Raw genomic sequence first — 22,338 nt, 5'->3', positions numbered from 1 at the left:
CTGTTCTACCTGTCGCTGTTCTGGGATTACTTCAAGAACTACGCCAAAACGAAGCTGACGTACCGCGCCGACTTCTGGATCGAGGTGCTGGCGGATCTGAGCTTCCAGGCGGTCAATCTGGTGTTCATCCTGATCGTCTTCCAGCACACGCCGACGCTCGGCGGCTGGAGCGAGGCGGAGGTCGTGTTCGTCTACGGCTTCTTCATGGTGCCGTACGGCATTTTCGGCACGTTTTTCAACCTGTGGAACTTCAGCGACCGCTACATCACCAAGGGCGAGATGGACCGGATTCTGACGCGCCCGGCGCATAACTGGTTCCAGGTGACGCTCGAGAACATGGACCCGCCGTCGCTCATCGGCTCGCTGGCGGGCATCGTCATCATGGCGAGCTGCTGGGTCCAGCTCGGCTTGCCGCTGGAATTCTGGGACATCCCGGTCATGCTGCTGCTCGTCGCCGGCGCGGTGCTCGTCTACGGCGGGCTGTATACGGCGCTGACGGCAATCGCGTTCTACTCCGACGCGCCGACCGGCATCCTGCCGCTCATGTACAACATCCAGAACTACGGGCGCTACCCGATCAACATCTACAACAAGATCATCCGCTTCATGCTCACCTGGCTCATCCCGTTCGCCTTTGTCGGCGTCATCCCGGCCTCCTACTTCCTCGGGGACCATGGCGACGGCCTGGCGCAGCTGGCGCTGCTGACGCCTGTCATGGGCATCGTGTTCATGACGCTCGGCATGCTCGTGTGGAATCACGGCGTCAAGCGATACCGGGGAGCCGGCTCCTAAGCCGAAGCAGGATCCATGCGAAAGGAAGCTGACTTCATGACCCAACTTACGCTCGGCGAGCTTGCGCCGGACTTCACCCTCGCCGCCTCCGGGACGGACAAGCCGGAAGCTTCGCTGTCCGACTATCGGGGCCGCAAGGTCATCCTGTACTTCTATCCGAAAAACAACACGCCGGGCTGCACGCAGGAATCCTGCGATTTTCGCGATGCGATGCCGGCGTTCGCCGGCGCGGACGCGATCGTCCTCGGCATCAGCCCGGACAGCGTCAAGTCGCATGGCAACTTCCGCGCCAAGCACGGCCTGACGTTCCCGCTGCTGTCCGATCCGGATCACGCGGCGGCCGAGGCGTACGGCGTCTGGCAGCTCAAGAAGCTGTACGGCCGCGAGTACATGGGCATCGTGCGCTCGACGTTCCTCATCGACGAGGAAGGGCGTCTCGTCAAGGAATGGCGCGGCGTGAAGGTCGCCGGCCATGCCGCCGACGTGCTGCAGAGCCTCGCGCAAGCGGGCGCAGGCGAGGAATAGTCTCGAGGCGAGGCGTCCCAAGGATTCAGACGCGGGGCAGGATGCTTCAGGTTGTCCCGCCCCGGATTCGCCGCATACGTTGCAAGGCAGCCGCCTGGCCGATTTTCGGCCGGGGGCTGCTTTTTTTTATGAAATTGCAGGCCCTAAGATCCGCTGCGCCAGGAGCTGCGAGTCGCGCGGCCGGGGGCGGATCTCCGCTCATCCCGCCCAGCGATTGGTAAAAGACGGGCGGATTGGAAATAGTAATGGATAGCATCGTGCAGGAGGGGATCCGAAGTGAGGAAACGCGCGTCCGGTCGAACGAATAGGTGGAGAAAAAGGGGGGCTGCGGCGCTGGCTGGGACGCTGGTTTTCCTGTCGCTGCAGGCAGGAGCGGCGTCGGCGAAGGGGAGTTCAGCGGCCTTGCATTCAGCCGAGCGGCCGCCAGCATCGCAGGCCGCCGCCAAGCCGGCCGCGGTCGGACCGTTCCGACCGCTCGTGCTTGCGCATCGGGGCGCGTCCGCGGATGCGCCGGAAAACACGTTCGCGGCCTTCGAGCTGGCGCTGCGGCAGGGGGCCGACTACATCGAGCTGGACGTGCAGCTGTCGCGGGACGGAGTGCCGTTCGTGCTGCATGACGAGAAGCTGGAGCGGACGACGGACGGACGAGGCATCGCGTCGCGCCGGACGATGCGGGAGCTGGAGTCGCTCGATGCCGGCGGCTGGTTTGGCGAGGCGTACCGCGGGGAGCGGATTCCCCGCTTCGAGGAGGTGCTGCGCCGGTACGGCGGCAAGATCGGACTGCTGGTCGAGCTGAAGGATCCGCAGCTGCAGCCGGGGCTCGAGCGGGCCGTCGCCGCGGCGCTCATCCGCTTCGGCCTGACCGGAGAGCAGCGGCTGGAGGCGGGGGGACCGGGCTGGCGAAGAGCGCCGGTCATCGTACAGTCGTTCAGCCTGCCTTCGCTGAAGAGGCTGGGCGAGCTCATGCCCTCGGTGCCGCTCGGCGTCATCCTGTCGCGCGAGGAGGAGCTGGAGCAGAGCCGGCTGCATGAGATGGCCGACATCGCCACCTACGCGAACCTCCGCAAGCAGCTCGCCCAGCCGAAGCTCGTGCGCCGCGTCCACGGCTCGGGCATGGCCGTGTTCGTCTGGACGGTCGACCGCCGGCGCGAGGCGGTTCAAGCCGCCGCCGCCGGCGCGGACGGCATCGTGACGGACGGACCGGACCGATTCCGCGATTGGATCAAAAAAACACCGGACGGCATAAGGCGCCCGTCAGGCTCATAGAATCTAGCACTAGATTCGAGAGTAGGAAAGGGTGGACGGATATGGCGAAAAAGCTTGGCTTGCGGCTCCTGGCCGCGACGGCGGCGCTCGGCATCGGCTGGACGAGCCTCGGAGGAGAAGGAGGCGTCGAGCGGCCGCTGGCTGCGCCGCCGGCGGCGATAGGCGCGGCTCATGCCGCCGCAGGCAGCGGCGGCGAGGGAGGGGAAGGCGCGGCGGCAAGCGCGGCTCATGCCGCCGCAGGCAGCGGCGGCGAAGGAGGGGAAGGCGCTGCAAGCGCGGTCCGAGCGGGCGGGAGCGGAGCGGAAGCTCAAGCGGCAGGGGCTAGGTCGACTCGCGCAGCGATGGCCGCAGGCATCGGTTCCGCGCAGCCGGACAGCGAGGCCGCCTCTGCGGCGGCGCTCGACTCGCCTCAGCCGGAAATCGGCGGGGCGGAGCTGCTGGAGGCGCTGCGCCAGGCCGCGTCCAGAGCGTCCTCGACGGGCGCCGCTCCTGCCGCCGGGCAGCCCGGGGCTGTCGCCGCGAAGGCGAAGCCAGCCGCAGCCGCCAAAACCGTCTACCTGACCTTCGACGACGGACCGAGCGAGCATACGGCCCAGGTGCTGGACATCCTGCGCGAGCAGGGGATCAAGGCGACCTTTTTCATGGTGGGCCGTCAGGTGAAGGCCCATCCGGAGCTCGTCCAGCGGACGCGCGAGGAAGGCCATGCGATCGGCAACCATTCCTACGACCATGACTACAAGCAGCTTTACGGCAGCTTCCAGGGCTATGCCCGCCAGACGCTGCTCACGGAGCAGGCGCTGCTGGACGCTGGCGTCGCGACGACGCTCGTGCGGGCTCCGGGAGGCACGTATACGAACTTTGACGAAGGCTACTTCCGCGCGATGCGCGAGGCCGGCTACACGATGGCGGACTGGAACGTGGACAGCGGGGATTCCAAGCGGATCGGCGTGCCTGCGGCGGAGATCGCCGCCGGCGCGACGTCGGCGGCGCTCAAGCGGGAGATGACCGTGCTGCTCCATGACGGCACCGGCCACGGCGAGTCGGTCAAGGCGCTGCCGGCGATCATCGCTTTCTATCGCGCGCATGGATACGCGTTCGCGGCTTTGGACGGGGGCGGCGAGGCGCCGGTGTTTCCGGTCGCGGCCAAGCTGAAATGGAAACGGGAAGCGCCCAAAGCGGAGGAGATCGCCGCGCTGGCGGAGCGCAGCCGCGAGCTGCGGCGCAGTCCGGAGTGGCTGGCGGCCGCCGCGGACAGCGTGCCGGCCTGGAACGGCAGCGCGGCGCAGGCGGGCAAGACGGCGGAAGCGGATGCGAAGGCGGAGGCGAAGTCAGGCGCGAAGGTAGGCGTTGAAGCGAAGGCGGGAGCGGAGGCAGGAGCTGAGGCGGAAGTGAAGGCGGGAGCGAAGGCGGGAGCGAAAGCAGGAGCTGAAGCGGATGCCAAGGTGAATGCCGAAGCAGAAGGGAAAGCAAGTGCTGGAGCAAATGGATCCGCTTCTGCCAAAACCTACGGGACGCAGCTCGCCGATCTGCGGCTGCACGGCGCGACGGGCGAGACAACGATTGTCTACGGCGAGTACCGGATCGTCGAAGGGGAGCTTTATGTACCGGTGCGCCGGACAGCGGATGCGCTGGGGGGACGCGTCGAATGGGACGGGGCGCGCCGGACGGCGACGGTGTTCGCAACGACGGGAGAAGCGGCTGCGCTGGATCCCGAGACGGCCTTCCGCGATAGCGCGGGCGCGCTGTACGCGCCGCTCGAGGAGCTGCTGCGGCTGCTCGGCGACCCGCTGCAGAAGCTGGAGAAGACGCCGGGAAAAGTGGACGGCTGGCTGAGAAGCGCCATGGATGCCGGCGGATCTTCCCGCAGCGGTGCGAATGGAGAGCTCGCAGGTCCGAATGCGGAAACGGCGCCGGCGGCCGGGGAGTCGGCTGCGGCGGACAAAGCCTAGCGGTTCGATGGAATAGGAAAGGATATTCAAGGAGGCTCGCCGAAGCAGGAACAGCGGCGGGCCTGTTTCATCTGGAGGCCCGGTCAGCCCAAGGAGGAATGCAGAATGAAACGAATGCCGTTCAAGCGCCCGACGGAGGACTACAACCGCAGGCTGCTCGAGCTGGACGAAAGGCTGTGCGGCTTGATCGGCGAGCGGAAGCGGATCGCCGGGACGGAGCCCGGCTTTCCGCCTGCGGCCGACCTTTCGGCCTGGGCGAAAGCGAGCGATCTGCAGGAGGACTACGTGAACGCCTTGTTCTCCTTTCTCATGACAGATGACGAGGACTACCGTCCGGCGATCGAGCCGGAAGGATACCGGCGGATGCTCGTGATGAGCCAGTCTGTCGTTGCGGGCGACACGGTGTTCACGCTGTCCGCGATCCGGCAGTATGACAATGCGAGCGTCATCACGCTGCTTGGGGACGACGAGCCTGTCCCTTGCGAGCTGCCCTGGGGAGAGCGGGACCGATGGTTCCGCTGCGAGCTGCACGTCGAAGGGCCGCACCGGGTCCGATTCGACGGAGGCGGGGGTTCCAATCATTCGTTGATGTGGCGGTACGTCGTGACGCCGGCGCTGCCGGACGAGGCGCCGGGGCAGCGGCTCGTGTTCCGTCCCTATCGCTTCAAGCGGGGCGAAGGCCCAGCCAAGGGCGAGGAGATCGCGTTCATCCGCTAGGAGCGGAGCCTGAGGGTCACGGAAACACGGCGTATCGGCTCGACGAGGGAGTCTAGAGTGCCTTGGATCTCGGGGATCCGGCGCAGCGGCTCGATGAGGGAGTCCAGAGTGCCTTGGCTCACGGGAATGCGGGGCATTGGCTCAATAAGGGAACTGAAAGTGCCTTGGCTCACGGAAACCCGGCGCGTCGGTTCGATGAGGGAGTCGAGAGTGCCTTGGCTCACGGGAATGCGGCGCGCCGACTCGATGAGGGAGTCTAGAGTGCCTTGGATCTCGGGAATGCGGGGCATTGGCTCAATGAGGGAACAGAAAGTGCCTTGAATCTCGGAAATGCGGCGCATCGGCTCGACGAGGGAGTCCAGAGTGCCTTGAATCTCGGAAATGCGGCGCGTCGGCTCGACGAGGGAGTCCAAAGTGCCTTGGCTCACGGGAATGCGGGGTATTGGCTCAATGAGGGAACTGAAAGTGCCTTGGCTCACGGAAACCCGGCGCGTCGGTACGACGAGGGAGTCGAGAGTGCCTTGAATCTCGGGAATGCGGGGCATTGGCTCAATGAGAGAACAGAAAGTGCCTTGAATCTCGGAGATCCGGCGCATCGGCTCGATGAGGGAACTGAAAGCGCCTCGGCTCGCGACAGAGGTATGATAAACGTCCTAGCAAGCGGCGCGCCGATCAAGCACAAGACCGATATCAGCCATCTTTTTCCCGGAGACCGGGAGAAGGATGGTTTTTTTCATAGGCACGGGAAGCGGCAAACGCTCTGCCGAGCCTGTCGATCTCGCGGCATCGCCGTCAGAGGGCGGCCGCCTTTCTGCCTCCTACTGCGGAAAAAGGGCGGGCGGCTGCGGGGGAAAGTCTAAACCTTTCGCCGAGTGGGGAGACTGTCTAGCAAAGAGGCCGCTAGATTGGAAGGCGGAAAAGGGAGATGAGAGGCGATGGCCATGCAGCCGAAGCAGGAGCGAGAAGTCTGGGGGGACCCGTACCGGAGCGCCCCGGAGGACAGTCGGGAGGAGTGGCCGGAGCCGCCGGGGGCGCTGCTCGCCCGCATGGCGGCCCGCTCGGAAAGCGTGCTGCTCGGCAAAGGGGAGACGATCGGGCTGGCAATGACGGCGATGCTCGCCGGAGGCCATATTTTGCTCGAGGATGTGCCTGGAGTCGGCAAGACGATGCTGGCGCGCGCGCTCGCGAGGCTGCTGGGCGGGCAGTTCCGGCGCATCCAGTTCACCTCTGACCTGCTGCCGGCCGACGTGGCGGGCTCATCCGTCTGGGATGCGCGCTCGGGCGAGTTCGTTTATCGGGAAGGGCCGATCATGGCCAACGTCGTGCTCGCGGACGAGATCAACCGCACGTCGCCGCGCACGCAATCGGCGCTGCTCGAGGCGATGGAGGAGCGCCGCGTCACGGTCGACGGCGTCACCCGGCCGCTGCCGGAGCCGTGGCTGCTCATCGCGACGCAGAATCCGCTCGACGGGGAGGGCACGTTCCCGTTGCCGGAGGCGCAGATGGACCGGTTCATGATGCGCCTGTCGATCGGCTATCCGGAGCCGCGGGAGGAGGCGCGCATGCTGGAAATGCTGGCGGCCGGCGAGCGCCAGGCGCCGGAGCAGCTGCGGCCCGTCGTCTCGCTGCGCCAGTGGCAGCAGATGGCGGAAGAGAGCCGCACCGTCCATTGCAGCCCGGAGCTGCTCGCTTATATCGTGCAGATCGTGCAGGCGACGCGCACGGCGCCGGAGCTTGAGCTGGGCGCCAGCCCGCGCGCCTCGCGCGACTGGCTGCGGGCGGCGCAGGCGGCCGCCTACATCGGCGGACGCGATTATGTGCGCCCCGCCGATCTGCGGGCGGTCGCCCGGCCGGTGCTGGAGCACCGGCTGGCCGCTCGCGGCGCTTACGGGCAGCCGGACCGAGCCGCGCCGCGGCGCGTGCTGGAGCGGCTGCTGGCCGCGACGCCGCTGCCCGGCGGCAAGGCGGCCGGGCGATGAGCGCGGGAGGCGGACCGTTCTCCGGGCTGCGCCAAGGAGCGAGGAGCGTTGCCGGGGGGAGCGCGGGAGGCGGAGCCGGGACGAACTCGGCTGGGATAAGCGCGATGGGCGGAGGGACCGCCGTTCCAGGCGTTGCTGGGAGGAGCGCGGCAGGAGCGGCAAGGACGGACCGAACTGGGGGTAGCACGGCTGTCGGAGGGGCCGGGACGAACTCGACTGGGATTAGCGCGACGGGTGGAGCGGCCGCCGTTGCTGGCGGCGGAGGGCAGCCGAGCTTCCCTGCCGCTTCTTTTGGAGGCGGGCGTCGGCCAGCCGGAGCGCCTCGAAGCCGGCAATCGGCGGATCGCCGAGGACGGCCCCGCTCGCGATGGCTGGCTCTAGGCCTGCTGGCGCTTGCGTTCGGCGGCGCTGCCGGAGCGGCGGCGGCGCGCGGCGCGGCGCTCGATTGGTTCGCGGCGGCTTGGGCCGGCGGCCTGCTCTTGCTGGCGGCGCTGCCGGCGCTTTGGAGCTGGACCTGCGGCGGCAGCCTTCGCCTCGAGCGCGTGCTTGAGGCCGGCGGCGACGCGGGCGAAGCGGCGGTGAGGCTGCGGTTCAGCGGCCGGCGCCTGCCGCCGCTGCTGCTCGTGCAGGTGCGGGAGGAGCTGAGCCGGCGCACCGGCGTCTCGGAGCAGCCGCTCGTGCTCACCTGCTGGGCGCTGCCTTGGCTGCGAAAGGAATGGACCGTGTCCTACCGGATCGGCTCGCTCAGGCGCGGAGAATATGCGTATGGGCCTTGCACCGTCTCCATCGCCGATCCGCTCGGGCTCGCATGGACGTCGGTCCGGCTGGAGGCGCCGGACGGGTTCGCCGTCCTGCCCGAGCCGGAAGGGCCGCCGCTCGGCGCCGTGGCTGACGGCAGTCCGCGCTCCCTTGCGGCCGGGAGCGGCAGTGGACAGCCTGACGGCGGCAATCCGCGAAGCGCGCCAGGCCGAGGCCCGTTGACGCGCGCCTATCGCGAGGGCGACCCGCTTCGCCGGGTCGATTGGAGGGCCGCGGCGCGCGGGCGCGGCTTGCAGACGCGTCAGGACGAGCAGGCCGGCTCGCCGGAGCTCGTCGTGCTGCTGGAGCTGGAGCATGCGCTGTGGCAGCGTCTGGGGAGCGCGAGCGGGCTGCCCGGCTCCGCCAGCGCCGAACCCGACGCGCTGCTGGACGCCTGCGCCGGGCAGGCGGCCGCGCTGCTGCGCGACGCGGCCGCTGCCGGTTGGGCCGCGCGGCTTGCCGCCGGAGCGGAGCCGCCGCTTGGGGTGGCCGGCGGACGCGGCTTGCCGCTTGCGGCTAGGCGGCTGGCTGCCGCCAAGCCCCAGCCAGGCGGCAGCGCGGACGCGGCGCTGGAGCGGCTGCTGCGGAGCGGCTCGCTGGCGCCCGGCAGCCGCATCGCGGCGCTGACGCCGCTCGGCGGCGGCTGGGAGCGGCTGGCGGAGCTCGCGCGCGCCGCCCGCTGTCCGCTCGAGCTGCGCGTGCCGATCGGGCCGGCGCTGTCGGCGGCCGCGCGGCGCGAGCGGGAGCGATGGGCGGCCGAGGCGGGCGTCGAGCTGGTCTGGCTGCCGCTGGAAGCGTCGAGATGCCGCGCCTGGCGCGCGAGCGCGAGCGTGCGCGAGCACGACGGCGGAGCCGGAGGGGCAAGCCGGAGCTGGAGCGGGCGCGCGATCGGGAGCGAAAGCGGAAGCTGGACGGTCTGGCGCTGAGCCCCCGCGAACCCGGCAGCGGCGCGAAGAGTTGCGCGGAAAAACCGAGCAGCTCGGGCACGGAAGAGCGGGAATGAGGGGAGTTGCGCGGAAAAACCGAGCAGCTCGGGCACGGAAGAGCGGGAACGAGGAGAGTTGCGCGGAAAAACCGAGCAGCTCGGCACGGAAGAGCGGGAACGAGGAGAGTTGCGCGGAAAAACCGAGCAGCTCGGGCACGGAAGAGCGGGAACGAGGGGAGTTGCGCGGAAAAACCGAGCAGCTCGGGCACGGAAGAGCGGGAACGAGGAGAGTTGCGCGGAAAAACCGAGCAACTCGGGTATGGAAGAGCGGGAACGAGGTTAGTTGCGCGGAAAAACCGAGCAGCTCGGGCATGGAAGAGCGGGAACGAGGTTAGTTGCGCGGAAAAACCGAGCAGCTCGGGCACGGAAGAGCGGGAACGAGGCCACCTGCGCGGACCAAGCTGCAACGGTTCGGCACACGACGCTTGCGAGGCTCCGGCCGACGCCGCTCGCAACGAATGGAGGAGGTACGGCATGAAGGACAGCGGCTCGAACGACTTTTCGGCCGGACTGGTGCTGCAGGGAGCAGCCTGGAAGCAAGCCGGTTCGGCGCAGGCAGGAAAGGCCGTCGGAACGCCGGGGCGAGGCATGGTCGGCGGGACGGCAGGCAGCGGAGGCAAGGGAAGCGCAGTCGGCGGAAACTCGGCGAGCGGAAGCGCACCGTCGACCGTTGGCGGAAGCGCCTTGTCGAAGCCGGGCAGCAGCCTGGCTCCGACAAGGCGTTCGCCGTCCGCTCCGACCGGCGTCGGTTCCGCTGTCCGTCCATCGGCCTCGAGCCGCCATGCGCGCCTGGAGCATGCCGGTGGCCTCCTTCGCTGGCCGCTCCGGGCCGCGGCAAGCCTGCTGCTGCTCGGCTTGCTGACGGAGTGGCTGCTGCCGCTCGGGCGGCTGCCGCAGTGGAACGACGCCTACCGCATCGGCGGGCTGGCCGCCATTGCCGGCTTGCTGCTGCTTGCCGGCGTCTGGCTGCTGCCCGGCTGGGCTTCGCTGCTGCTCCGGCTCGCCGTCGTGACGGCGGGGGCGGGCTGGATCGGCGAAGGCCCGGACGGCTGGTCCGGCATCTCGGGATTGCCGCGACTGCCGGGGCAGCTGGCGCAGGATGCCGGACAGCTGCTTGCCGGCGGTCCAGCCGCGATGTCCGGCGTCGGACAGGCCTTTTGCTTGCTGCTTGGGCTGTCGATCCTGCTCTCGGCGCTGCAGACGCTCGTCTGGATCCGGCAGTGGGGCATCGGCTTGCTCGGGCTGACGGCGGCTTATCTGTGGGCGCTGAGCGAATGGTTCGGGCTGAACACGCTTCCGAATCTGGCGCGCGCGTCGGCCGAAGGCGTGCTGCTGGCCGCGCTGCTCACCCTGCATCGGCTGAAGCGGCGTCAGGCGGACGCTGCGGGCTCAGGGGCGCCTCCCTCTTCCGCTGCCACCGCCAGTGCGGAGATGCCGCCTTGGCGCTGGTGGGCGGCAAGCGGCGGGATAGCCGCTCTGCTCGCCCTCGGCGCGGCCGGACTTTCGGCGGGCAAGACGACTGCGGAGCGGCCGGCCGACTGGGCGCTGGCTGCGCAGCAGGCGATCCGCGCATCCGCATCGCAGGACGGGGCGGGGGCGATCCGCCAGTCGCCGATCTTCACCGGCGCAGGCGGGCAGGCGGCTGCGGAGGCCGGGGCGGGCGGCGCCGCCGCCGAAACGGGCTACGGCCTGGACGATACGCGGCTCGGGGCGCCGCTGCGGCAATCCGACCGCACGCTGTTCTGGGCGGTTTCTCCCGAGCCTCTTTACTGGAGGATGGAGGAGAAAACCGTCTATACCGGCCAAGGCTGGCGGGAAGAGGGCGGCGAGCTCGTAGCGCGGCCCGTTGGTCCGGGGGCGGCTGTGCCGGGGAAAGCAAGTGCGGCAGTAGAAGGGGCGCAGCCGGCGAGCACGGAGCCGGAGGACACGGCGAGCCAAGGCACGGAGAGCAAAGTCACGGCGAGCCAAGGCACGGAAAGCGGAGGCGCGGAAACGATCCGGCAGTCGGTCTGGCTGCCTCGTTTGGAGGAAGGGATGCCGCTGCCTGCGGCCGGCACGGCGGCAGCGATCCTGTCGGCCCGGTCGCCGGCGGCCGAAGCGTACAGGGACTGGACGTCCTATTTGAGCGAAAGCGGCGGCGGAGCCGTCTATCTGCCCCAGGCGGCCGGCGGGGCGCTGGGCTATACGGTCGTGTCGGAACTCGTCCGGCCGACGGCGGAGCAGCTCCGTCAATCGGGCGCCGCTTCGAACAGCGCGCAAGAGAGCGGGAACGGACAAGAAGGGAAGGCCCGGCGGACGGCGGCCGCAGGAGCGGCGACGGCGGAGGCCGGCGAGGCGGCGCTCCAGCTCGAGCTTGAGCTGAAGGCGGCGCTGCAGCTGCCGGCCTCGCTGCCGCAGCGGGTGAAGGAGCTCGCCGCTTCGGCGACCGCCGGCCAGGCAGACCGATACGGGCAGGTCGTCGCGGTGAGCGACTACTTGAAGGCGCATTATCGCTACTCGCTGACGGAGACCGAAGCGCCCGCGCCGGGGCAGGACCTGGTCGACCAGTTTCTGTTCGAGCGGAAGCTCGGCTACTGCGTGCACTTCTCGACGGCGATGGCGGTCATGCTGCGCTCGGTCGGCATTCCGGCCCGGTGGGTGAAGGGATTCGCTCCAGGCGAGGAGACGGCGTCGGGAAAAGCTCCTGCGGAAGTCCGCGCGGCGCTCGGGAGCGCCGCGGCCGGAGCCGGAGGAGACGTCTACCGGGTCAGCGGGCTGGACGCGCATGCCTGGGTGGAGGTTTATTTTCCCGGCGTCGGGTGGGTCGCGTTCGACCCGACGCCGGGGTACGCGCGGCAGCGCAGCCGCCCAGGCTCGGCGCCGCCGCCGAAGCCTAGGCCGAGCTCAGCCGAGCCCGGACTCCAAGCCCGGCCCGCTCGGGCCTGGCTAGCTGAGCGCTAGCGGCCGGCACCGAGCTCGCGCGACGCCCAGCCCGGGGCGCTGGCGCGCTCCGCGCCCTGCGGGCCGCGCTGAGCGCGCTGGCGCGCCGGGCTGGCTCGCCGCTGCGCCTCTGGCCTCGGCGGCCTACGCGCTCGCGCGGCCTAGGCGCGAGCACGCGGCACCGCGCGCCGCGCACCTTAGGTGGCGCGCTCGCCGCCGAGCAGCTGATGCGCGCGCTGAGCGCCGGCACAGCGGGCGCCGCCGCCGGCGGCGGCGCCAGGCGGGCGCCGAGCCGCTGCGGGCCGGATGAGCTCAGGCGGCCGCCGCCATCCTGGCGGCGGCCTGGGCCAGGCCGCGCGCCCGCGCTTAGCGCTGGCGGCGGCGCGGCGATTGCCGCCGCGCTGGCGCTCGTCCGCCGTGGCCGCACTGAGCCTGCGCGGCTGAAGCTCCTCTAGAAAAATCGTGCGCGCAGCCGCAGCTCCTCGTGCAGCGAAGCCTGCTGCTACGCGCGGAAATCCCGCTCGCAGCCGCCGCTCCTGCGCGCCCGTCCCGCGCCTTCGCCTGCCGTCCCCGCCCGTGGCCGCGCCAGGCCGCCGGGCCCGCGCCTGACGCACCGCGCCCGGCCCACGCCTTCGCCCGCCGGCCCCGCCCTTGGCCTTGTCTCCGCCGGCCCCGCCCGTGGCCCTGTCTCCGCCGGCCCCGTCCCGGGGCCGCTGCTCCGCGCCCGCGCCGCCCTCGCCGGCGGCCGTCCGGCCGCGAAGCCGCGCGGCTTCCCGCCTTGACTGGCCGGAAGCCGCTTTGATAGAATGAGTCCAATTGACTGAGGGAGGTTCGGGCGTGAACAAGCCTAATGAAATGATCGTGGTTCTCGATTTCGGAGGACAGTACAACCAGCTGATTGCTCGGCGCATCCGGGATCTCGGCGTCTACAGCGAGCTGCTGCCGTACAACACTCCGGCTTCCAAGATCCGCGAGCTGGCGCCGAAGGGGATCGTGTTCTCCGGCGGGCCGGCAAGCGTCTATGAAGAAAACTCGCCGATGGTCGATCCGGAGATCTACGAGCTCGGCCTGCCGATCTTCGGCATCTGCTACGGCATGCAGCTGATGAGCCATCAGCTCAAGGGCAAGGTGCAGCGCGCCGGCAAGCGCGAGTACGGCCGCGCCGACGTGACGTTCGCCGAAGGCGCGGCGCTCGCGCTCGGCCTGGAGAACCGCCAGACGGTATGGATGAGCCATACCGACCTCGTCGTGGAGATGCCGGAGGGCTTCCGCTTGGATGCGGGAACGGAACATGCGCCGATCGCGGCCATGAGCCATCCGGAGAAGAACTTCTACGCCGTGCAGTTCCACCCGGAGGTGCGCCACTCCGTCTACGGCAACGACATGATCCGCAACTTCCTTTATACGGTATGCGGCTGCGAGGGCAACTGGAGCATGGAGACGTTCATCGACGACGCGATCCGCGACATCCGCGCGCAGGTCGGCGAGACCGGCCGCGTGCTGTGCGCGCTGTCGGGCGGCGTCGACTCCTCCGTCGTGGCCATGCTCGTCCACAAGGCGATCGGCGACCGCCTGACATGCATGTTCATCGACCACGGCCTGCTGCGCAAGGGCGAGGCGGAGAGCGTCATGGAGACGTTCGTCGGCAAGTTCGGCATGGAGGTCGTCAAGGTCGACGCGAGCGAGCGCTTCCTCGGCAAGCTGCGCGGCGTGTCCGATCCCGAGCAGAAGCGCAAGATCATCGGCAACGAGTTCATCTACGTGTTCCAGGAGGAGTCCGCCAAGTTCGCGAACTTCGAATTCCTCGCCCAGGGCACGCTGTATACGGACATCGTCGAGAGCGGCACCGCGACCGCGCAGACGATCAAGTCCCATCACAACGTCGGCGGCCTGCCGGAGGACATCACGTTCAAGCTCGTCGAGCCGCTGAGCGCGCTGTTCAAGGACGAGGTCCGCAAGGTCGGCTCCGAATGCGGCCTTCCGGACGCGATCGTCTGGCGCCAGCCGTTCCCGGGTCCGGGCCTCGCGATCCGCGTGCTCGGCGAAGTGACGGACGAGAAGCTCGAGATCGTGCGCGAGTCCGACGCGATCCTGCGCGACGAGATCGCCAAAGCGGGCCTCGACCGCGAGATCTGGCAGTACTTCACGGCGCTGCCAGGCATGCGCAGCGTCGGCGTCATGGGCGACGCCCGCACGTACTCTTACACGGTCGGCATTCGCGCCGTGACGTCGATCGACGGCATGACCGCCGACTGGGCGCGCATTCCGTGGGACGTGCTGGAGAAGATCTCCGTGCGCATCGTCAACGAGGTCGACAACGTCAACCGCGTCGTCTACGACATCACGTCCAAGCCGCCGGCGACGATCGAGTGGGAATAGCCCGCTGAGCCAAACGAGAAACGCCCTTTGCCAGACGGTTTCGTCGGGCAAAGGGCGTTTTTGATGTTGGAAATCAGGCTGCTCAGCCGAGATCATGCATCCGCACGAGCAGGACGGACGCTTCCGCGCGCGTCGTCGCCGCGGACGGCTCGAAGCGGTTGCCGTCGCGGCCGTCGATCAGCCCTTTTTGCCGGATGCCGTTCAGAGCCGGGATCGCCCAGGCCGGGATCGCGGCGTCGTCGGCGAACGTAGTGCGGCCGTCCGCCGGCTGCTGCAGGCCGAGAGCCGCTCCGACCATCGTCGCCATCTCGGCGCGCGTAACGAGCGCGTTCGGCTTGAAGCTGCCGTCGGCATAGCCTTTGACGATGCCGAGCTGCTTGGCCTGCGCGACGGCCGTCTGCGCCCACTCGCCGATCGAGGCGGCGTCGGCGAACGGCTCGCCCTCGACGGCCGGCTGCACGTTCAGCGCGTTCATCAGCATGACGGCGAACTCGGCGCGGGTGACCGGCTTGTCGGGGCCGAACGTGCCGTCGGGATAACCGGCGGCGATGCCGTAGGAGGCCGCCCGCTTGACCGGCTCCTCGGCCCAGTGGCCGGTCAGGTCGCTGGCGGCGAGCTCCGGAGCCGGAGCGGCCGGCTCGACCGTGCCGGAGGCGGGCACGTCCTGCGTGCCGATCGTCTGGAACCATCCTTTGACGGTATCATAGTCGGAGCTGAACGCCAGCGCGAGCGTCAGCAGGATGCGCGCATGCTGGGCGTTCAGGCTGTCGCCGGCAATGATGCCCGGCGTATTGCCTTGGTACATCGTGCCGGAGCCGGTGCGCGTCGTCGTAACGAACAGCACGCCTTTTTCAATCGCCTCGGCACGGGCGGCGCTCATTTCCGCGGACAGGCCGCCGGCGCCGGTGCCGGCGGTGACGATGCCTTTGACGCCGTCCAGGGCGAACTGCTTGATCGCGCCTCCGCCCGCGCCTTGGTAGGCATAGGCGATCTCGACGGCCGGGAAGTTGCTCTTGGCGATCGACGTCAGGTCGAACGGCGTGCGCCACTGCGGCGTGCCGGACGCCATCGCCCGCGCGGTGAGGCGGTAGAGGCTGATGTTCTTCTCGTCGATGTAGCCGAGCGCGCCGAGCGCCGGCGTCTCGAACGTATCCATCCGGTGGGCGTTCGACTTCGTCACGTCGCGCGCCGTCTGGATGACGTCGTTCAGCATGACGACGGTGCCGTAGCCCTTCGTCTTGCCGCTGCCGGCGAGCTTGATCGCGTTGTACAGGTTGGCCGGCCCGTCGGTGCCGATGACGTCCCACGGACGCATCGCGCCGGTGACGACGACCGGCTTTTCGCTGCGCACGGTCAGGTCGAGGAAGTAGGCGATCTCCTCCATTGTGTCGGTGCCGGTCGTCACGACCGCGCCGTCGTACTTCTCCAGCGCGGCGTCCACCGTCTGCGACAGGTCGTACAGGTCCTGCAGGCTGTAGCTGCCGGATCCCTTGTTGCCGAATTGCGCCGTCTCGACGTCGGCGATCTTCTCCTTGCCGGGCAGCTGCGCGACGAGGTCCTCCATGAGGTAGGTGCCGGCGCGGTAGTTCTGGAAGCTCGTCCCGTCCGCCGCCTTGCCGGCCAGCGTGCCGCCGGTGGCGACGACGATGACGTCAGGCAGCTCGGAGGTGTGAAAAGCCTCCGGCACGGCGGGAATCTCCACCGTCGGCGCGAACGGATTGGCGCTGATCGCCGCGGCCTCGGCGGCCGCAGCGGCAGGGACGGGGCCGGACGCCGCGAAGGCGCCGGCGGCAAGGGAGAGCATTGCCGCGAGAGCGGCGGAGCGTTTGAGCGTGGTCAGCAAGGTAGCCATTGGTCTTGTCCTCCTTTATTCCGCTGCGCTGGCGGTGCTGGCGGCGCTGGCCGCGCCCGTGCCATAGTCGGCGAACCAGCCCTTGATCGTGTCGAAGTCGCTGGAGAAGGCGAGGCCGAGCAGCAGCAGGATGCGCGCGTGCTGGGCGTTCAGGCTGTCGCCGGCGATGATGCCGGGCGAGCTTCCCGGATACATCGTGCCGGAGCCGGTGCGGGTCGTCGTGACGAACAGCACGCCTTTTTTGATCGCTTCGGACCGCGCCGCGCTCATCGCCGACGACAATCCGCCCGCGCCGGTGCCGGCGGTGACGATGCCTTTGGCGCCGTCCTTGACGAAGCCGTTGATCGCGCCTGCTCCTGCCGCTTGATACACATAGGCGACTTCCACCTTCGGCAGCGCCTCGGGCGCGATCCGGGTCAGGTCGAACGGCGTCTTCCAGGCGGCGGTGCCGGCTTTTCCGGCTCGTCCCGGCGCGCGGTAGATGCGGATGTTCTTCTCGTCGATGTAGCCGAGCGCTCCGAGCATCGGCGTTTCGAACGTGTCCATCCGATGCGAGTTGCTCTTCGTCACGTCGCGCGCCGCGTGGATGTAGTCGTTCAGCATGAGGACGGTTCCGAACGAGGTCGTCTTGCCGCTGCCGGCAAGCTTGATCGCGTTGAACAGGTTGGCCGGCCCGTCGGTGCCGATGACGTCCCACGGCCGCATCGCGCCGGTGACGACGACCGGCTTTTCGCTGCGTACGGTCAGATCGAGGAAGTAGGCGATCTCCTCCATCGTATCGGTGCCCGTCGTGACGACGGCGCCGTCGTAGATGCGGAGCGCCTCGTCGACCGCTAGCGACAGCTCCCGCAGCTCCGGAATCGTGTAGCCGCCGGAGCCTTTATTGCCGAATTGGTAGGTCGACACGTCGGCGAGCTGGTTTTTGCCGGGCAGCTGCTTGACGAGATCGGCGATCAGGTAGGTGCCGGCCCGATAGCTTTGGAAGCTGGTCGGGGCGTTCGCCTTGCCGGCGAGCGTGCCTCCGGTGCCGATGACGATGACGTTCGGCAGCGGCGACGATTTCGCGGCTTGCGGCAGCGGCGGAATTTTCGCCGCTTCGGCGGCGCTTGCGCGCGGCGCTCCGAAGGCAGCCAGCAAGCTGGCCAGCAGCGAGACGGCGAGGGCGTAGACGAGCAGGCGCTTGGGGGATAAGGATGCAGACATCAGACAAGTTCCTCCACTCTATGTAATAGTAGTTGACGCAATCAGTCTATTAAATGTTAAGAAAGTTTACAATATAGACGATTGGAAGCAGGCGCCCTTCCGTCCGTTGTGGTTGGAAGTTTATTTCACGGAAGAATTCATGACATTATGGCTGTTGAAAGGATGAATTGGACAGTTTCTTCCAAATCCATCAAAAAAGGGCGGGTATGCTTCTCGGCAGCCTGCTCGAGCAACAGGCTTTCTTTTTTGCAAGGACGGAACAACGGCTCGGCATCGGCCGGCCGTTCCTTTTTTGCATCAGCTTCATTATGGTAAAATTTAAGCGAATTTCGGACGAAAAAAATTTCTCCTGTCCGCAGCGTCAGGTTTTTTTGCAAAGCGATCGAACGAAGGAGCCATCATCCCGACATGAATCCACCTGCTTCCGCCAGTCCATTCCTCGAGCCGCCCGAGCGGCTCGTCAGCTACCGGCTGCTCGTGCTGCTCGCCGTCGTCGTCACGGCCGGAGCGAGCCAGGGGCTGCTGCTGCCGCTGCTCGCGATTCTGCTCGAGCGCGCGGGCGTGCCCGAGGACGTCAACGGCCTCAACTCGATGGCGCTGTACATCGGGACGTTCTCGACGATGTTCTTCATCGAGCGACCGGTGCGGCGCTTCGGCTTCAAGGCCGTCATCGTGACGGGCATCGTGCTCATCACCGCCGCCACGCTGCTGTTCCCGCTGACGGCGGGCTCGCTGACGGCGTGGTTCCTGCTGCGCCTCGTCATCGGCGTCGGCGACAGCGGCATGCATTTCGCCACCCAGCTCTGGATGGTCAGCCGCGCGCCGGCGAGCCGCCGCGGCACCTTCATCTCGCTGTACGGCATGTCCTACGGCGTCGGCTTCAGCATCGGTCCGCTCGGCATCAACCTGCTGCATTTCGGCGAAGCGGCGCCGTTCCTCGTCAGCGCCGGGCTGTACGCCGTCGTGCTGCTGCTCGCGCTCGGCCTGCCGGCCAAGGAGCGGCCGGAAGCGGCCGAGCCGGGCGAGGCGACGGGCGCCGCGCGCTACCTGAAGGTGTATCGGATCGCCTGGTACGCGCTGCTGCCGGCGATGCTGTACGGCATCATGGAAGCGTCGATGAACAGCAGCTTCCCGCTGTACGGCACGCAGATCGGCCTCAACCGCGAAGCGATCAGCGCGCTGCTGCCGGCGCTCGGCCTCGGCGGCCTGCTGCTGCAGCTGCCGCTCGGCTCGCTCAGCGACCGGATCGGCCGTCTGCCCGTGCTGATCGGCTGCGGGCTCGGAGGCGGCGTGCTGTTCGCCTGCATTCCGGCCGCGGGCGACAGCGTCGTCCTCGTCGCCGCGCTGCTGGCGCTGGCCGGCGGCCTCGTCGGCTCGTTCTTCTCGCTCGGCCTCGCTTATGCGGCCGACCAGCTGCCTCGCCATCTGCTGCCGGGAGCGAACGTGCTCGCCTCGATCCATTTCTCCGTCGGCAGCATCGCCGGTCCGGTCGTCGGCGGCTTCGGCCTCCGGTACGGCGCGGCCGGCAGCCTGTTCTGGCTGCTGGGCGGAGCGTTCCTGCTGTTCGGCATGATCGGGCTGGCGCTCGCGCGCCTGCGTCCTCCGGCCGCGGCCGCGGACGCCGAGCGCTGACGGTTTTTCCCGGATGTTGGATAATGTTCGGAAAATAAGCCGAAAATCAAAGAGATCGGTTGACTTATGTCGAAAATGAAGGTAAATTAGTTACGTTCTGATTGATATCCAACGCAACTTTCGTATAATTCCGGGGATCGGCCCGGAAGTCTCTACTCGGTCACCGTAAATGACCAGGCTACGAAAGTTCGGAGCGGAAGCCGCTTGCGCCCCGCTCGCTGTCGCCTTCATCGTCCGGCTGTTGCCGGCCGTCGGGGCGGCAGGGAGCGGAGCCGGGACCATTTCCGCTCCGGACGATCCGGGAGAGACGCTTCCGGCAGCTGCCCGCCAGCTGCCGCGCGCTCTCCTTTTTGCTTTTCCGAAAGCAAGGCCCGAGGCCGCTCCCGCGAAGGGAGCGCCTCGGGCGCCAGCCAATCCAACTGTCCAGGGGGGACAAGCAGCATGGAGCGCTTCTTCAAGCTCAAGGAAAACGGCACCACCATCCGCACCGAAATCATGGCCGGCCTCACGACGTTCATGACGATGGCCTACATCCTGGCCGTCAACCCGAGCATCCTCTCGGCGTCCGGCCTGAGCTGGACCGCAGTGTTCCTCGCGACTGCGCTGGCGGCAGGCATCTTCACGATCGCGATGGGCCTGTTCGTCAACTTCCCGGTCGCGCTCGCGCCGGGCATGGGCCTCAACGCCTACTTCGCCGCCACCATCATCGCCTCGCAGGGGACGGGCAATCCGATCTCGCCGGCGATGGGCCTGACCGCTGTCTTCATCTCCGGGATCATCTTCCTCATCCTGACGGTGACGCAGATCCGCCAGATGCTCATCACCGCCGTGCCGGACAGCCTCAAGCACGCGATCACGGTCGGCATCGGCCTGTTCATCGCCGTCGTCGGCCTCAAGAACAGCGGCATCATGACGATCGCCGCGGAGACCGCGGTCACCGACGTCGAAAAAGGCACCTTCACCAACCTGCTCAGCTTCGAGACGGTCATCCACATGGGCGACATCCATAACCCGTCCGTCTACCTGACGATCCTCGGCCTGCTGCTCATCGCCGTGCTGATGGTGCTGCGCGTGCCGGCCGCGTTCCTGTGGGGCATCCTCGGCACGACGCTCGTCGCCTGGCTCACGGGCAACCTGCCGACGATGGCGGAGAACCCGACGTGGCTGCCGGACTTCGGCGAGCTCAACTTCTGGCACTTCGACTTCGCCGGCGTCATGCAGGTCGGCCTCATCACCGTCGTGCTCACGTTCACGTTCGTCGAGCTGTTCGACACGTTCGGCACGCTCGTCGGCACGGCCAACCGCGCCGGCTTCATGAAAAATCCCGAGGAAGGCAAGAAGCGCGTCGGCAAAGCGATGTTCGTCGATGCGGTCGGCGTCAGCGGCGGCGCGATGCTCGGCACGAGCACCGTCACGGCCTTCGTCGAAAGCTCCTCCGGCATCGCCCAGGGCGGCCGCACCGGCCTGACGGCCGTCACGACCGGCATCTGCTTCCTGCTGTCGATCTTCCTCGCTCCGCTCGTGGCGCTCATCCCGGGCTCCGCGACGGCGGCGGCGCTCATCCTCGTCGGCCTGCTCATGATGCAGTCCGTCAAGGAGATCGACTTCCAGGACATGGTCTACGCCGTTCCTTCGTTCTTCATCATCATCATGATGCCGTTCACGTACAACATCGCCAACGGCATCAGCTTCGGCATCGTGTCGTACGTCCTGCTTGCGCTGCTGGCCAACCTGACCGGCAAAGCCGGCAAGAAATACAACATCCATCCGCTCATGTGGATTCTCGCCTTGCTGATCGTGCTCCGCTACCTGTACCTCGGAGCGGGCTGATCCCGCTCGGGTCCGCCGTCCTGTCCCGCCCAGGCGGGGAGGCCGGCGGACCGCCAGCCTGCGGCATGCAGCAGCCGCCTCTCGCGCCATTCGGCGCGCGGAGGCGGCTTTTTTGTTTTGGCTGAGGTGGCCGTCGTTCAACTCTATGCCGCGCGTCCTCCATAGTTGTTTGACTGCTGAATAATTAACTTTGCCCAAGGTTTCCACGGATCGCCCGGCCCGTTATAATAGAAGGAGCAATGTCCGAATGCAAGGATGGTCCGGACCTGACTTTGCAGAGGAGGGGAAGCGGATGGAGCTGCAGCAAGCGATCCGGCAGCGGAGAAGCATCGGCAAGGTGCTGGATCTGCCGGTTGAGAAGGAGAAGATCGAGCGCATTCTGGAATCGGCGGTATGGGCCCCCAATCATCACCATACGGAGCCGTGGAAGTTTTTTGTCATGACGGGCGAGGGGCGGCGAGTGCTGGGCAGCGCTTATGCCAATGCGGCGCTCGATTCGCTGGCTGGACTGGATCCCGAGGAAAAGGAAGTCCGCCTGTCGCGAGAGGAAGCGAAGGCGATGCGTGCCCCGGCCGTCATCGCGGTCGCCTGCTCGCCCTCGACGAATCCCCGGGTCATCCGCTCGGAGGAGCTCGCGGCCGTCCATTGCGCCGTGCAGAACATGCTGCTGACGGCGCATGAGGAAGGGCTCGGCGCCGTCTGGCGCAGCGGCGAGCCGATGCATCATTCGTCGATGAAGTCGGCGTTCGGGCTCAAGGACGGAGAAGAGCTGGTCGGCTTCATCTACCTCGGCTATCCGGGCATGAACGTTCCGGAAGGGCGGCGCATCGCGGCCAAGGACAAGACGTTCTGGATGTCCTGACGTTCAAAATGGTTCGGATGGGGAGCATGGGCCGGTGCGGAACGATCGTTTTCGTGTCAGCTAACATCACATCCCCTTGAATGGAGATGTTCGGTTTTAAGGCGATGGAAGCCAACCTGCCATATTCGGCAGGTTGGCTTTTTTAGACCGGTTCGGCGGACCCGGGCCTGCCCTCTTCCGTCGAAAGCGCTTCCTGCCATGCGGCATCCAGAGCTTGCGGGAGGCGGAAAAGCTTGTGTCGCTGCGGCATGTCCCGTCGAAACGAAGCGCCAGGAGGCGGCCTCTGAGAGCGGCAGCAGCCTTCAGGACGGAAATGTTGAAAGACGAACTATAGATGGATATTATCTTCGCAATGTTCGCTTTCTGCAGTTGACAGTGCCAAGTCGGATTGGTACACTAGGAAAGCAAAGCGGGGCAGCCGGGTTTGGCTCGCCTCGCAGATGTCGAATCTTGGAATAGGGCGAGCAGGGACGCGCGGCGTCCGGGTTGCCCGATAATCGCATACTCCTCGTATATATTCGGGAATCGGCCCGAACGTTTCTACCCGGCGACCGGAATCGCCGGACTACGGGAAGAACCGAGGCTCCGCATAGGCGCTTCGGGCAGAGCGGCGCCGCCTTCCGGCGCGCGTGTTTCGGCGTCCGGCCGCC

The 22,338-nt window shown here is 67.6% G+C and carries 15 protein-coding genes and 2 riboswitches; of the genes, 13 read left to right on the top strand and 2 right to left on the bottom strand.

All coding sequences use genetic code 11. From position 1 onward, the window contains the following. The 10 genes from B8V81_RS09600 (at position 1) to guaA (ending at position 14,309) form a co-directional block, all read left to right on the top strand. A complete protein-coding gene (locus B8V81_RS09600; protein WP_028598666.1) occupies positions 1–792 on the top strand; it encodes an ABC transporter permease in 792 nt (263 codons plus the stop codon). Positions 793–828: 36 nt separating this feature from the next. Beyond that, the gene (gene bcp / locus B8V81_RS09595; protein ID WP_028598667.1) at positions 829–1,317 is read left to right on the top strand and encodes a thioredoxin-dependent thiol peroxidase; all 489 of its coding nucleotides are present in this window, start codon (positions 829–831) and stop codon (positions 1,315–1,317) included. A 402-nt stretch (positions 1,318–1,719) separates the two neighbouring features. After that, the gene (locus tag B8V81_RS09590; RefSeq protein ID WP_052333163.1) at positions 1,720–2,583 is read left to right on the top strand and encodes a glycerophosphodiester phosphodiesterase; all 864 of its coding nucleotides are present in this window, start codon (positions 1,720–1,722) and stop codon (positions 2,581–2,583) included. 41 nt (positions 2,584–2,624) lie between these two features. After that, positions 2,625–4,532 carry a polysaccharide deacetylase family protein gene (locus B8V81_RS09585; protein ID WP_052333164.1) on the top strand — a complete coding sequence of 636 codons (1,908 nt, stop codon included), beginning with the start codon at positions 2,625–2,627 and terminating at the stop codon, positions 4,530–4,532. Between the two features lie 105 nt (positions 4,533–4,637). Then, on the top strand, positions 4,638–5,249 hold the full coding sequence (locus B8V81_RS09580) for a hypothetical protein (RefSeq protein ID WP_127464576.1): 612 nt from the start codon (positions 4,638–4,640) through the stop codon (positions 5,247–5,249). Positions 5,250–6,184: 935 nt separating this feature from the next. Next, positions 6,185–7,228 (top strand): AAA family ATPase, encoded by a 1,044-nt coding sequence (locus B8V81_RS09570; RefSeq protein ID WP_240478998.1) that lies wholly within the window; start codon positions 6,185–6,187, stop codon positions 7,226–7,228. Positions 7,229–7,477: 249 nt separating this feature from the next. Further along, on the top strand, positions 7,478–7,609 hold the full coding sequence (locus B8V81_RS25995; RefSeq protein WP_280522971.1) for a hypothetical protein: 132 nt from the start codon (positions 7,478–7,480) through the stop codon (positions 7,607–7,609). Between the two features lie 98 nt (positions 7,610–7,707). Further along, positions 7,708–8,952: a DUF58 domain-containing protein gene (locus tag B8V81_RS09565; RefSeq protein WP_180968409.1), complete on the top strand. Its 1,245-nt coding sequence runs from the start codon at positions 7,708–7,710 to the stop codon at positions 8,950–8,952. 533 nt (positions 8,953–9,485) lie between these two features. Beyond that, complete coding sequence (locus tag B8V81_RS09560) at positions 9,486–11,951, top strand: transglutaminase-like domain-containing protein (RefSeq protein ID WP_244912736.1); 2,466 nt, start codon at positions 9,486–9,488, stop codon at positions 11,949–11,951. Between the two features lie 816 nt (positions 11,952–12,767). Next, entirely contained in the window at positions 12,768–14,309 is a 1,542-nt protein-coding gene (guaA, locus tag B8V81_RS09555; RefSeq protein ID WP_101808217.1) for a glutamine-hydrolyzing GMP synthase, read from the top strand. A gap of 82 nt (positions 14,310–14,391) precedes the next feature. Here the strand turns inward: guaA and B8V81_RS26130 are convergent, their stop codons facing one another. Both B8V81_RS26130 and B8V81_RS09545 read right to left on the bottom strand, forming a co-directional pair. Next, complete coding sequence (locus B8V81_RS26130) at positions 14,392–16,161, bottom strand: asparaginase domain-containing protein (protein WP_084137117.1); 1,770 nt, start codon at positions 16,159–16,161, stop codon at positions 14,392–14,394. Between the two features lie 15 nt (positions 16,162–16,176). Next, complete coding sequence (locus tag B8V81_RS09545; protein WP_101808216.1) at positions 16,177–17,364, bottom strand: asparaginase; 1,188 nt, start codon at positions 17,362–17,364, stop codon at positions 16,177–16,179. Between the two features lie 408 nt (positions 17,365–17,772). Here B8V81_RS09545 and B8V81_RS09540 point away from each other — a divergent pair, with 408 nt between their 5' ends. From B8V81_RS09540 to B8V81_RS09530, 3 genes are all read left to right on the top strand, one after another. Next, positions 17,773–18,996: an MFS transporter gene (locus B8V81_RS09540; protein WP_084137120.1), complete on the top strand. Its 1,224-nt coding sequence runs from the start codon at positions 17,773–17,775 to the stop codon at positions 18,994–18,996. A 100-nt stretch (positions 18,997–19,096) separates the two neighbouring features. Then, positions 19,097–19,197, top strand: a riboswitch (purine riboswitch). Positions 19,198–19,437: 240 nt separating this feature from the next. Further along, on the top strand, positions 19,438–20,826 hold the full coding sequence (locus tag B8V81_RS09535) for an NCS2 family permease (RefSeq protein WP_028598673.1): 1,389 nt from the start codon (positions 19,438–19,440) through the stop codon (positions 20,824–20,826). Between the two features lie 292 nt (positions 20,827–21,118). Beyond that, complete coding sequence (locus tag B8V81_RS09530; RefSeq protein ID WP_028598676.1) at positions 21,119–21,688, top strand: nitroreductase family protein; 570 nt, start codon at positions 21,119–21,121, stop codon at positions 21,686–21,688. Between the two features lie 488 nt (positions 21,689–22,176). After that, positions 22,177–22,276, top strand: a riboswitch (purine riboswitch). The last annotated feature ends 62 nt before the right edge of the window (positions 22,277–22,338 follow it).

The organism is Paenibacillus pasadenensis (assembly GCF_002864175.1).
Classification (GTDB): Bacteria; Bacillota; Bacilli; order Paenibacillales; family Paenibacillaceae; genus Paenibacillus_O; species Paenibacillus_O pasadenensis.
The sequence above is the reverse complement of the archived record's forward strand: the minus strand, read 5'-3'. Positions and strand labels throughout refer to the sequence as shown.